General features: G+C 68.4%; 12 protein-coding genes. 4 read left to right on the top strand and 8 right to left on the bottom strand.

Annotated features, from left to right (window positions below):
* Window positions 1–8: 8 nt before the first annotated feature.
* Window positions 9–446 carry an HIT family protein gene (locus CSW60_RS03750; protein WP_099535981.1) on the bottom strand — a complete coding sequence of 146 codons (438 nt, stop codon included), beginning with the start codon at window positions 444–446 and terminating at the stop codon, window positions 9–11.
* A 63-nt stretch (window positions 447–509) separates the two neighbouring features.
* Between CSW60_RS03750 and CSW60_RS03745 the strand changes: the two genes are divergently transcribed.
* Entirely contained in the window at window positions 510–1,001 is a 492-nt protein-coding gene (locus CSW60_RS03745; RefSeq protein ID WP_099535980.1) for a DUF2141 domain-containing protein, read from the top strand.
* Here CSW60_RS03745 and CSW60_RS03740 read toward each other — a convergent pair.
* Window positions 989–1,897, bottom strand: a complete 909-nt coding sequence (locus CSW60_RS03740) for a metallophosphoesterase (RefSeq protein WP_099535979.1) — start codon at window positions 1,895–1,897, stop codon at window positions 989–991. The genes CSW60_RS03745 and CSW60_RS03740 overlap by 13 nt on opposite strands.
* A gap of 158 nt (window positions 1,898–2,055) precedes the next feature.
* Here CSW60_RS03740 and CSW60_RS03735 point away from each other — a divergent pair, with 158 nt between their 5' ends.
* Genes CSW60_RS03735 through CSW60_RS03725 form a run of 3 tightly spaced genes read left to right on the top strand, consistent with a single transcriptional unit; the run spans window position 2,056 to window position 4,906 of the window.
* Window positions 2,056–3,114, top strand: a complete 1,059-nt coding sequence (locus tag CSW60_RS03735; protein ID WP_369801022.1) for a CDP-alcohol phosphatidyltransferase family protein — start codon at window positions 2,056–2,058, stop codon at window positions 3,112–3,114.
* Window positions 3,111–4,028, top strand: coding sequence for a diacylglycerol kinase family protein (locus tag CSW60_RS03730; RefSeq protein ID WP_369801009.1), 918 nt, complete (start codon window positions 3,111–3,113; stop codon window positions 4,026–4,028). The genes CSW60_RS03735 and CSW60_RS03730 overlap by 4 nt, the downstream gene beginning before the upstream one ends.
* Window positions 4,025–4,906: a hypothetical protein gene (locus CSW60_RS03725; RefSeq protein WP_099535976.1), complete on the top strand. Its 882-nt coding sequence runs from the start codon at window positions 4,025–4,027 to the stop codon at window positions 4,904–4,906. The genes CSW60_RS03730 and CSW60_RS03725 overlap by 4 nt, the downstream gene beginning before the upstream one ends.
* Window positions 4,907–4,969: 63 nt before the next feature.
* Here CSW60_RS03725 and spt read toward each other — a convergent pair whose 3' ends face one another.
* The 6 genes from spt to CSW60_RS03695 form a co-directional block, all read right to left on the bottom strand.
* Window positions 4,970–6,184, bottom strand: coding sequence for a serine palmitoyltransferase (spt, locus tag CSW60_RS03720; protein ID WP_099535975.1), 1,215 nt, complete (start codon window positions 6,182–6,184; stop codon window positions 4,970–4,972).
* Window positions 6,185–6,187: 3 nt separating this feature from the next.
* Window positions 6,188–6,439, bottom strand: coding sequence for an acyl carrier protein (locus CSW60_RS03715; RefSeq protein WP_013079816.1), 252 nt, complete (start codon window positions 6,437–6,439; stop codon window positions 6,188–6,190).
* A gap of 91 nt (window positions 6,440–6,530) precedes the next feature.
* Complete coding sequence (gene cerR, locus CSW60_RS03710) at window positions 6,531–7,457, bottom strand: ceramide reductase (protein ID WP_099535974.1); 927 nt, start codon at window positions 7,455–7,457, stop codon at window positions 6,531–6,533.
* Entirely contained in the window at window positions 7,457–9,175 is a 1,719-nt protein-coding gene (locus CSW60_RS03705) for a fatty acyl-AMP ligase (protein ID WP_201722962.1), read from the bottom strand. Before CSW60_RS03705 ends, cerR begins: the two co-directional genes overlap by 1 nt.
* Window positions 9,138–10,517, bottom strand: a complete 1,380-nt coding sequence (locus tag CSW60_RS03700) for a lipopolysaccharide biosynthesis protein (RefSeq protein ID WP_099535972.1) — start codon at window positions 10,515–10,517, stop codon at window positions 9,138–9,140. The genes CSW60_RS03705 and CSW60_RS03700 overlap by 38 nt, the downstream gene beginning before the upstream one ends.
* Complete coding sequence (locus CSW60_RS03695; protein ID WP_099535971.1) at window positions 10,514–11,638, bottom strand: glycerophosphotransferase; 1,125 nt, start codon at window positions 11,636–11,638, stop codon at window positions 10,514–10,516. The genes CSW60_RS03700 and CSW60_RS03695 overlap by 4 nt, the downstream gene beginning before the upstream one ends.
* Window position 11,639 lies beyond the last annotated feature (1 nt).

Genomic DNA, 11,639 nt, shown 5'->3' with positions numbered 1-11,639 from the left:
CTTGGCGCTCACGCTTTGACCCAGGCCTTGGCGAAACGGGCGGCCAGGCGCTCGACCGCGTCGGATGACAGCTCCACGGCCGAGCCCAAGGCCGGCGCGGCCGGCCAGCCGGCGTCCGTGAAGGTCAGGCCCTCGTGCTCGCGAACGCCCGCATAGCGCGGCAACACGTGGAAATGGACGTCTTTGTCGACCATCATCAGCATCAGGTAATTGATCTTCTCATAGTCGACCTGCGCCTTCAGCAGACGCTCGATGCCGGCCACGGCGACCTGCAAGTCCGCGAAGGCGGCGGGACTCACCTCGGAGAACGCCTGGACAGCTTCCTTGCACACCAGCACCAAAGACCCAAATGTCGGCTGCTTCGGTCGGAGCAGAATCAGCCAGTGATCGGTCTCCGCGATCTTCGAACCGGGATAGCCGAACGCCAGGGCGGTGGGATTGGTCATGAGAAAGCCGGGAACTTCAGGCTGATGTCGCCTGGGCGTAACAATAGGGATGCGGCGTTTTAGATGAAAGCACGATCCGTTCTCATCGGCGCGATCTTCGCGACTTTGGCGGCGGGCTCGGCGAGCGCCGAGGGGCTGGCCGCGCCCCTGACCGACAAGGACTGCGTCGGTCGCAAGGGGGATGTGCGGCTGATCGTGCAGGTCGGCGCGCTGCGTTCGAACGCCGGCGAGGTGTCGATCACCGTCTATCCTGCCGATCCGGATCGTTTCCTGGTCCCGCGCGGCAAGCTGCTGCGCCAGAGGGTCAAGGCCTCGGCCCCCATGACCCAGGCTTGCTTCAACCTGCCCGTCGCCGACGCCTATGCGGTCGAGGCCTATCATGACGTCGACACCGATCGGGAGCTGGATCGCAATCCGCAGGGCCTGCCCACGGAAGGCTACGGCTTCTCGAACGACGCGCCGACCCGATACGCCAAGCCGTCCTACGACGCCGTCCGTTTCATGGTGAAGCCCGGCGACAACACGATCCGGATCAAGATCCGCTATCCGCGCTGAGCGGCGTCCGAAAGACTGAAGCGGCCCAGTTCGGCCAGGCCCTCGCGGCCCGCCTCGATCCCGCGCGCCACGATCCGGACGTCGAAGCCGCCGCTGGTCCGGGGCTCGATCTCGATGGCGTTCCAGCGGGCTGGGCCGTGTCGGTTGGGGCGGGCGGAGGCGGATGGGACGCCCAGCACCGGGATGGTGACGCCGTCCGGCCCGCGCAGGGCGCCCAGCAGCGCCTCGTGGGCGTGACCGTGCAGCACGAGATCCGCGCCGCGCCGCTGGAGGACGTCGCGCAGGGCGTGGCGATCGTCGAGCGACTTGCGCTTTGAGACCGCGCCCTCGTGCGGCGGGTGGTGCAGCACGACCAGGCGGAAGAGGCCCGCATAGGCGGGATCGGCCAGGGCGGCGTCCAGCTTCGCCAGCTGCTCCTGGCCGAGGCGGCCGGTGGCCAGGTGCGGGGCGGTGGGCGCGGCCGAGCAGAGATTGAAGATCGCCACGGGGCCGCGCACCCGGACCTGGGGAAAGCGACTCTCGCCCGTATCGCCCAGCCAGGGCGCCCATATCGCGAACCGCTCGTGGCCGCCCGCGCCGGCCAGCGCGTCATGGTTGCCGGGACTGACGGTGAAGTCCGCCGGTTCGCCCAAGGATTCCAGCCATTTGCGCGCCGCCGAAATCTCAGTGGGCGAAGCAAAGTTGGTGAGATCGCCGCTAATCACCACATGATCGGGCGCGGAGGCCTTCAGATCGGCCACCAGGGCTTCAAGCACTTCGGGGCGGTGAACCTTGCGCTTCTTGCGCCAGGCGATGCGGCTGAGGAGGCGCTTGGTGAAGACGTCCTTCCACCCGAACGCGCCGGGCGGCGGCGGCAGGTGGGGGTCGGACATGTGGGCGATGCGGTAAATGGACAGGATCTTTCGGGTCGTTCTGGTCGAAGCAGCCGAAGCTGCTTATCAATCGGCGCGGGTTTCAAGGGGTATATCGGTTCTTGAGCGTTGAAATTCAAAACACCGCGGGTGAAGCGCCCCGGGCTCTGACCGTCGGCGAGGCCGGCGGCCGCATTTGGGGCATGACCTCGCGCGAGCGCTTGTCGCGCATCTATCGGCGTCTTGGCCTGGTCGAGACGCCGGCCGTCGATCTGTCGCATGCGGCGGTCGTGGTCGACGCCGGCTGGGTGTTCGACGAGTCGCTGATCAAGGCCTTGGCGGGCCGCGAGGGCGCTGTGCTGGTCGACGAGACGGGCAGGGCTGTCGCGGCGCATGCCCCGGCCAACCTGGCCTACGCCGTCTCCGAGGCGCTGGCCGGGGGGCAGGATCCCTCGGGACTGGACCCGCGTCTGACGCGACTGACCGCGTTGGAGCTAGGTTCGGCCTACAACAGCGCCCTGCGCAAGCGCGAGCCGCCGGTGCTGGAGCGCCTGACGCCCGAGACGGTGCGAGCGGTCGAAAAGCGCCTGTTCCAGGGCTCGTACAAGGGCGTCACGGACCTCGTCACCAAGTACGTCTGGCCCGCGCCGGCGCGCGTCGTGACCCGCTGGTGCGCCCTGGCGAAGATGACGCCAAACCAGGTGACCTTCATCGGCTTCCTGCTGACCCTGGCCGCCACCTGGCTGTTCTGGCATGGGCAGTTCGGCTGGGGCCTGGTCTGCGCCTGGATCATGACCTTCCTCGACACCGTCGACGGCAAGCTGGCCCGCGTGACCCTGACCTCGTCGAAGTGGGGCAATGTCTTCGACCACGGCATCGACCTGTTGCACCCGCCGTTCTGGTGGTGGGCCTGGTTTGTCGGCGTCTACGCCGTCGGCCAGTCGATCCCCTATCCGGCGCTCAGCCTCGCCATCGTCATCGGCGGCTATGTCGCCCAGCGGGTGGAGGAGGGGATCTTCCTGGCCCTGTTCAAGCTGGAGATGCACGCTTGGCGGCCGTTCGACAGCTTTTTCCGCCTGATCACCGCGCGCCGGAACCCGAACCTGATCCTGATGACCGGCTGCGCGTTGATCGGTCGCCCGGATGTTGGCTTCACCCTGGTGGCGATCTGGACCGCCGTGTGTTTCCTCGTGCACGCCGTCCAGATCCTGCAAGGCTTGGCCGCCCCCAAGGGCTCGATCCAATCGTGGTTGGCGAAATGACGCGCGTCGCGGTCATCCGTAATCCAGAAAGCCACGGCAATCGGATGAACCCGCCCGGGCCGACGCCCGAAGGCGTGCGGCTGGCCGAGCCCTTCGGGCGCGACGCCCTGCGGACGGTGCTCGAGGACTTCGCGCGGGATGGTCTTGACCTGCTGGTCATCGACGGCGGCGACGGCACGGTGCGCGACGTCATCAGCTTGCTGCCGCACACCTTCGGCGAGGACCTGCCGCTGCTGGCGGTGCTGCCGTCGGGCAAGACCAACGTGCTGGCGATCGACCTTGGCGCCCAGCGTGGCTGGCGGCTGGAGGAGGCTCTGAACGCCGTCCGCCAGAGCGAGCCGCGGATCAAGGAGCGCCCGCCGTTGCGGATCAGTTGGGTCGACGGTCATCGCCCTTGCCTGCAGGGCTTCTTCTTCGGCGTCGGCGCCCTGGTGAAGGCCACGAACCTGTCCCAGAAGGTCCACAAGGTCGGCTTCTTCCATAATCTGGCGGTGGGCGTGACGATCGCCACGGCCACCTTCGGCGCGCTGTTCGGCGGCGCGCGGGACGAGTGGCGCGAGGGCGTGCCGGCCAAGCTCAGCCTCGACGGCGAGGCCCAGCCCGGCGACGAACGCTTCGCCGTGGTCGCCACCGCCTTGAAGCGCCTGCCGTTCGGTCTGAAGCCCTTCGGCGAGCCGCGCGAGGGGCTGAAGATCCTCGACGTCGACGCGCCGCCCCGGAAGCTCCTGAAGGCCCTGCCGATGGTGCTCAGCGGCAAGGCCGAGCCCAAGCTGGAGAGCATGGGCTATCGCCGCCGCGACGCGCAGGAGGTCGCCTTGGCCGGCTGCGCGCCGTTCGTGCTGGACGGCGAGGTGTTCGAGGGCGGCGAGTTGGTGATCGCCCTGGGGCCCGCCTTGAGGTTCCTGGTCGGATGAGTCGCCTTCGCGACCTGGTCGCGGCCGAGCTCGCCACGGCGCTTCCGGCGCAGATCACCGCCTTCGCCGAGCATTTGGCGAGCGTGTTTCCGGACGCGCGGGCGGTCCTGTTCTATGGCTCGATCCTGCGCACGGGCGATCTTTCCGGCGTGCTCGACTATTACGTCCTGACCGAGCGACCTCCGGCTGGCTGGCGAGGTTTCTTCACGCGCATCCTCTGGCCGGACGTCAGCTATCACGAGCTCAAGCTGGGCGGTGAGACGCTGCGGGCCAAGGTCGCTTCGATGACGCTGGCTCAGTTTCAGCGGGCCGTGAGCGGCGCGGGGCCTGACACCACGATCTGGGCGCGCTTCGTCCAGCCTTGCGCCCTGGTCTGGGCGGCCGAAGGCAGCCGTGAGGCCGTCGTGGACGCCGTAAGCGAAGCCTGCCGAACCGCCGCCCGCTTCGCCCAGGCGCTGGGGCCCGAGAGCGCCGCGCCGCGCGCCTTGTGGACCGCGCTGTTCCAGGAGACCTACAAGGCCGAGCTGCGGGTCGAGAAGGCCGGCCGCGAGGCCTCGATCCTGGCCTATGATCCCGAGCGCTACGACCACGTCATGACGGCCGTCCAGGACGATCAGGGCGGGCCGCTGGAGCCGACAGAGCGCGCGCGCCTGCGCAAGGCCTGGGTGCCCCGCAAGCTGCTGGGCAAGCCGCTGAACGTCGCCCGCCTGATGAAGGCGGCCTTCACCTTCCAGGGCGCGGCGCGCTACGCCGCCTGGAAGATCCAGCGTCATACCGGCGTCGAGATCGAGATCACGCCCTGGCGCGAGCGGCATCCGATCCTGGCGGCGCCCAGGGTGCTGCTGAAGGTCTGGAAGGGTCGGCGTCGGGCGGCCTGAGCTCAAAAACAAAAACGCCCGGGCCTGGACCCGGGCGTTCTCGTTTCAACGATGAGAGCGCTATCAGGCTCGGGCGCGCTTGAGAGGCTCGATCACGCCCAAAGCCGCGCCGATTTCGGCGAAGGTCTTGAGGACCGCGTCGATCTGCTCGTCGGTGTGAGCGGCGCTGACGCTGGCGCGCAGCAGCGGACGGCTGTCCGGCGTGGCGGGCGGCAGGGCCAGGTTCAGGTAGACGCCGGCCTGCAGCAGGCCGTTCCACATGGCGATGGCGCGTTCCTGGTCCGGCATGGTCGTGGCGACCACCGGGCTGGCCGTCGGGCCGGTGTGGAAGCCCAGGGCGGTCAGGCCGTCGTACAGGCGCTTGGCGTTATGGTTGAGGCGGTCGCGCAGCTGCGGCTGCTCGATCATGCGGCGCAGGGCGGTGATGGTCGAGGCGACCACGGCCGGCGGCAGCGAGGCGGTGAACATGTAGGGGCGGCAGACGACGCGCATGACGTCGAAGTCGTCCATGTTCGAGACGCAGAAGCCGCCGATGGCGCCCAGGCTCTTGGAGAAGGTGCCGACGATGAAGTCGACGTCGTCTTCAACGCCCGCGGCCTCGGCCAGGCCGCGGCCGGTGGCGCCGAGCACGCCCATCGAGTGCGCTTCGTCGACCAGCAGGTAGCCGCCCAGCTCGCGCTTCACGGCGGCGATTTCCTTCAGCGGCGCGACGTCGCCGATCATCGAATAGACGCCTTCGACCACGATCAGGCGCTCGCCCGGCGCGTCGCCCAGGCGACGCAGGCGCTTGGCCAGGTCTTCGGGGTCGTTGTGGCGGAAGCGGATGACCTCGGCCTGGCCCAGACGCGAGGCGTCATAGATCGAGGCGTGGCTGTCGGCGTCGAGGATCAGGTGGTCGCCGCGGCCGACCAGAGTCGACAGCACGCCCAGATTGGCCTGGTAGCCGGTCGTGAAGACCATGGCGTGCTTGCGGCCGTAGAACTTGGCCAGCGCCTGCTCGAGCTCGACGTGAGCTTCGAAGCTGCCGTTGGCGATGCGGGAACCCGTGGTGCCCGTGCCGCGTTCCTGTACGGCTTTGACCGAAGCGGCGATCGCTTCTTCGTCAAAGGTCAGGCCCAGGTAATTGTTGGTGCCGAGCAGGATGGTCGGACGACCTTCCACCACGCCCTCGGTCGGCGAATGCACCGCGTCGAAACGGACCTTGAACGGGTCGGCCCCGGCGTCTTGGATGGCCTTGTACGCATCGCGATAGGCCAGGTGCTTATCGAATAGCCCCATTAGTTAAGCCCTAGTCCGGAGATCGTTGATCAGTTTGGAAAGGTCGCCGGCGGTCTCGACTGAGGCCAGACGGTCAAGCGGAATGGAGATGTCGAAGGTGTCTTCGAGCTCCATGATGATGTTCATGAGGGCCAGGGAGTCCACGGCGAGGTCACGGCCAATATGCGACTCTGCGCGCACCTCGACCGGCCGCCCCAGAACCTTGCTCGCCGCTACCCCGATCTCGCGTAAGCTGAGATCCGTCACCGTTTCCATACTATATCAAACCTCCGGGAGCCCCACCCGTGACACTAATGTAACGGCGAGTCTGTCAGATTCCCGCCCCTTTTGCGTGGGGCGACTTAATTTAGGGCAGCCAGCCCTGTTTTCGATACCAATCGACCGTGTGAGCGAACCCGTCGAGAAGACCGAATACGCTGGGTACTCCCTCGGCCATCGGAGCGCTAGATGGTGTCCAATCGGCGTGAAGCAACTCCCTAGCCTTACCTAAACCGAACACCGTGGGGGTTCGACTGGCGAAAGACCAAGCATCCGCAAGGGCTCCGGCGGCCAGGACGCCCGCCCTTGGAAGCCTTACCAGGCTTGGTTTTCGGCCCATGACGCTGGCCGCGGTACTCATGATTTCCGCCCAGGTGTAACCGTCGCGCCGCACATCCGATAGCTCTACCAGGCCTGAAACTGGGTTTTTGCAATAGGCTGCAAGCTGTGACGCGGCGTCGTGAACGTGGATCATCGCCACCCGTGAGCCTGGCGACAGCACCGGCAGGACAGGGCTGGAGGCGGCCAACTTGAAGACTTCGAGGGTCTCGGTGTCGCCCGGTCCATAGATCGCCGGCGGCCGGACGATCATCGCGTTCGGGGAGTCCGTGAGCACGGCGTCTTCGCCCGCGCGCTTGCTGGCGGCGTAGTTCGACAGCGTCGGTTCGCGGGCCGCCAGGCTCGACACAAGCAGGAAGCGCGCCCCGGCCGCACGGGCGGCCTGGGCGGCGGCGAGGGCGCCGTCGCGGTTGACCGCGTTGAAGTCCTCCAGCGAGCGGGCCTTGATCAGGCCGGCCACGTGCACGACCACCTCGGCCCCTTGGCTCAGGCGGGCCAGGGCGCCGGGCGTGCGCAGGTCTCCGGCGACGACCTCGACATCGAAGTCGCGCCAAAGCGGGTGGATTGGGTCGCGCCGGACCAGGACGCGCGGCGTCCAGCCGTCTTCAGCCAGGGCGCGGACCAGATGGCGGCCCAGGAAGCCCGTGGCTCCGGTGACGGCGACGACGCCTGGCATCAGTCGCCGTAGGTCCCGGCCAGATAGGCGGCCTTGGCCTTGGAGCGGCTGAGCTTGCCCGACGAGGTCTGGGGCAGGGCGTGGGCGCCGACCAATTTCACCTTGGCCTCGACGCCGTGGCGAGTGCGCAGCAGGGTCGTGACCTGCTCGACCAGGGCCGCGCGGCTGTCGGCGTCGCCGCCGCGCGCCTGCACCAGCACCACGATCTGGTCTTCCGGCTCGGCGGGGATCGCGAAGGCGCAGACGTCGCCGCTGCGCAGGCCGTCGATCTCGTGGTCGGCGGTCCACTCCAGGTCCTGCGGCCAGATATTGCGGCCGTTCAGGATGATCAGGTCCTTGGCGCGACCGGTGATGACGATCTCGCCCTCGATCTTGAAGCCGAGGTCGCCGGTGTCCAGCCAGCCGTCGGCCGACAGCACGCGGGCGGTCTCTTCGGGATTGGCGAAATAGCCGCTCATCACCGAGGGGCCCTTGGCGAAGATGCGGCCGACGCCGCGCTCGGGCAGGACCTGGCCGTCCTCGCCGCGCACTTCCAGGAAGTGGTGGGGCAGGGCGGGGCCGCAGCGGGCGAAGTCGCGGGCGCGCTCGGAGCCTTCCGGCGCGTCGACGGCCAGGGCGTCGCGCTCAAGGCGCTCGACGTCCAGGGTCTCGGCGCGCAGGCCCTTGCCCAGCGGCGCCATCGACAGGGCCAGGGTCGCCTCGGCCATGCCGTAGCTGGCGACGAACGCCTTGTCCGAGAAGCCGGCGGGGCCGAACGCCTCGACGAAGGCCTTCAGCGGCGGCATGCGGATCATGTCGCCGCCGAGGCCCGCCTGGCGCCAGTGGCTGAGATCGTAGCTTTCGAGCGACTGGCCCTGGACGCGGCGCGCGCAGAGCTCGTAGCCGAAGGTGGGGCTGTAGGCGGTGGTGGCCTTGTTGCGCGAGATCAGGTCGATCCACAGCAGCGGACGACGGACGAAGGCGCCGGTGGGCAAGAGGTCGACCGACATCTGGCAGGACAACGGGGCCAGCAGGAAGCCGATCAGGCCCATGTCGTGATAGAGCGGCAACCACGAGATGGCGCGATCGCTGGGCACGACCTGCAGGCCGTCGCGGGTGATCGCCACGCAGTTGGCCATCAGGGCCTTGTGCAGCACGAGAACGCCCGTCGGCGTGCGGGTGCTGCCCGACGAGAACTGCAGGTAGCAGGGGTCTTCCGGCGTGATGGTCGGCAGGGCCGCGCCGCCGTCTTCCGGCAGGTCGGCCAGGACGCCGGCGAAGTCGAGGCCCGCGCGCCGCCCGATCTCGGCGACCCAGTCCTTGAGGCCGACCGGACCTAGCAGGATCTTGGCCTTGGCTGACCGGGCCAGGTTGGTGATCTGCTCGATATAGGCCTCGCGCCCGCCGAGCGGGGTCGGCAGGGCCATCGGCGCGGGCAGCAGGCCGGCGTACTGACAGGCGAAGAAGGCGCGCACGAAGTCGCCGTCGGTCTCGGCCAGCAGGGCGACGCTGTCGCCGACCTTGGCGCCGGTCGCCAGCAGGCGACGGGCCAGGACCTGGGCGTCCTCACGCAGCTTGGCGTAGGGCAGGGCCTCGACCAGCTCGCCGCGCAGCGAATAGAGGTTGATCCCGGTCTCGCCGGTCGCGGCGAAATCGAGGGCCTGGGTCAGGGTCGGGAAGTCGGCGAACCGGACGGTGCGGTCAGACGCCGTGGGCGTGATCATACTTGGGGCCTTCATCGTCTTTCGTCGTGCGCGCGGAGTCGTCCTCCGCCGCGAGTCGGGCGAGCCTGCGGCGCGCCATCAAATACATGCCGATGGCCATCGCCAAGGCGGATGCGACCAAAGCCGCGCCCGCGCCCGTCAGGCCGAAACGCTGGATAAGCGGAACAAGCGCCGCGAAATAGCAGATCACAACGATAAGCCGAACCATCAAGGCCGCGCCGGCGGCGCGCATCGAGACCAGCATGGGCTCGAGCGGCAGGGTCATGACCCCGATCGCGGCGGCGGCGACCTGCCAGTTCATGACGCCGGCGGCGGCGCCATAGGCCTCGCCCATGACCGTTTCGAGGATCCAGCGGCCCGCCAGCAGGCTCACCGCCAGCAAGACGCCGGCCGCCGCGCCGCCGATCAGGGCGATCTGGACCGCCAGCTTGGTCATGGCCTGTTGCCCGCCGGAGGCGCGCATCTTGGCCAGTTCCGGATAGAGCGCCGGCACCATCAGGCGCGCGGGCTTGGCCATGCCGTCGGCCACCTGCTTGCCGATCCTCCAGAACGCCGCCTGGGCGGGGCCCAGAAGCGCGCCGACGGCCATGGTCAGCACGTGGGTGAAGCCGACCTCCAGCGTGCCGGAGAAGTTGGTCGACAGGGCGAAGCGCCAGACGCCGGGCAGCCCCTGGCTGGTCGGGCCGAACAGCGAGAAGCCCTCCAGCAGGCCGCGCTTCTTGAGGTCCCAGATGGCGATGCCGGCGATGTAGAAGAACGAGGCGAAGGTGCCCGCCGCCCAGGCCAGCAGGAAGTACTGGATCGGCGCGTGGGTGACGGCGCAGATCGCGCAGCCGATCATTCGCACGAACGAGCTGACCGCCTGCTCGGCGGCCAGGAAGCGGAAACGGTCGAACAGCCGCAACAGGCCCACCCCCGTCGCCGAGGTCATCACCCCGATCGACAGGGCGTAGAGCGCGCCATAGCCGCTCATGCCGTCGGGCCAGCGCAGCTCTTTCCAGAACAGCCAAGCGCCCAGAACGCCCAGGCTGACGCCGATGATGCTGCTGATCAGATCCAGCATCAGCGACAGGCGCAGCACCTGCTGGAACTTGGTCCGCTCCTGCTTGAGCAGCGGATCGGTCCCATAGGTCAGGACCGTCTGCCAGGACTCGAAGTGCGCGACCTCGCCCAGGAACTGGGCGAAGGCGTTGATGATCACCAGGACGCCCATCGTCTCCTTGCCGAGACTGCGGGCGGTGAGGGCGATGTAGGCCAGGCCCACCACGGCGTTGACGACCCGACCGCTGAGCAGGTGGCCGGCGTTCGCCAGGACGCGCTTGATCGGCGAAGGCGCGTTTTCGGGAGCGGTGGTCACGCGCGCGACTCCAGCCGCCGCGCGATCGCCCGGGCGGCGCGCAGCGAGGACGGTTCGTCGGTGATGTCGAAGGTCTGGGCGATGCCTTCGGCCTGGACCGCGTGGAAGTCGGCATGATTGGCGAGGGCGAGATCGACGGCGTCGCCGAGGTCATCGACCCGATCGAGCACCGGTCCGAACAGCCAATGATGGAAGCTGGGGTCGCCCCGCCAATCGGCGCCGCTGGCGTTGAGGAACAGGCACGGCTTGGGCGTGCGCAGGAACTCGTAAATCTGGCTGGAGACGTCGCCCAGATAGAGGTCGGCCGCGCGGGTGTAGGTCATGTCCGCCGCCGCGGGGCCGCCGAGATCGACATGAATCCGAGGGTGCTCGGCGAACCGCTTGAACGCCGCGCGCTCTTCGCTGGAAGCGGTCTCGAACAGGCGGATATGCGGGGCGAAGATCAGGTTGTGCCGATCGCCGGTCGCAAACGCTTCCAGCACTTGCCAGCCCCATTTCGGCCAGGAGCTGAGTTCGGGATGGAAATGCGGGTTGTATAGCGCCACGGGGCCCGGCCGCTCGAAGCGCGGCGCCGGGCGCTGGGGCAGGGCGTCGACTAGATCGAATTTGGGATAGCCGACCATGGCGCAGTTCTCGGGCTTCACCCAGCCTTCGCCGATCATCCGGTCGCGTTGCTTGGGGCCGGCCGCCATGACCAGATCGAAGACCCTAAGGCGCGGTTCGAACGGGCCTTCGCGGTCGCCGGCGCCGTGCTGGGTGTAGACCAGGATCGGATGGCGCACGCCCAGTTTCCGCAGAAGGGCGGTGGTCCGCTCGGGCGTGATGACGGCGTCGTAGCGCCCCAGCCGCAAGGCGTTGGCGATCAGCATCGGCGCCTTGGGCGGCGCGCCGCCGCCGCTGAGCCGGCGCATCCAGGCGGGAGGCAGCAGAACGAACGCGATCGGCGCGCCGCCGAGCTCCTTCAGCAGGCCCGCGACATAGTCCAGCAGCTCCTGGGTCGTCGCGGCGATCTCGACCTTCAGGTTCGGCCAGCCGCGCGCCATGGCGACGGCCACCGACAGGCTGTGCCAGACCTGATGGTGCTGCGCGATATAGAGGAAGCAGACCCGCTTTTTGGCCACG

Origin of the sequence: Caulobacter sp. X (genome assembly GCF_002742635.1) — a bacterium.
Classification (GTDB): Bacteria; Pseudomonadota; Alphaproteobacteria; order Caulobacterales; family Caulobacteraceae; genus Caulobacter.
This window is presented reverse-complemented; position numbering and strand designations above follow the sequence as displayed.

Bases quoted from the DNA above. Each gene is read 5' to 3' on its own strand.
- CSW60_RS03750 (WP_099535981.1), bottom strand. From the start codon at position 446: ATGACCAATCCCACCGCCCTGGCGTTCGGCTATCCCGGTTCGAAGATC.
- CSW60_RS03745 (WP_099535980.1), top strand. From the start codon at position 510: ATGAAAGCACGATCCGTTCTCATCGGCGCGATCTTCGCGACTTTGGCG.
- CSW60_RS03735 (WP_369801022.1), top strand. From the start codon at position 2,056: ATGACCTCGCGCGAGCGCTTGTCGCGCATCTATCGGCGTCTTGGCCTG.
- CSW60_RS03730 (WP_369801009.1), top strand. From the start codon at position 3,111: ATGACGCGCGTCGCGGTCATCCGTAATCCAGAAAGCCACGGCAATCGG.
- CSW60_RS03725 (WP_099535976.1), top strand. From the start codon at position 4,025: ATGAGTCGCCTTCGCGACCTGGTCGCGGCCGAGCTCGCCACGGCGCTT.
- spt (WP_099535975.1), bottom strand. From the start codon at position 6,184: ATGGGGCTATTCGATAAGCACCTGGCCTATCGCGATGCGTACAAGGCC.
- CSW60_RS03715 (WP_013079816.1), bottom strand. From the start codon at position 6,439: ATGGAAACGGTGACGGATCTCAGCTTACGCGAGATCGGGGTAGCGGCG.
- cerR (WP_099535974.1), bottom strand. From the start codon at position 7,457: ATGCCAGGCGTCGTCGCCGTCACCGGAGCCACGGGCTTCCTGGGCCGC.
- CSW60_RS03705 (WP_201722962.1), bottom strand. From the start codon at position 9,175: ATGAAGGCCCCAAGTATGATCACGCCCACGGCGTCTGACCGCACCGTC.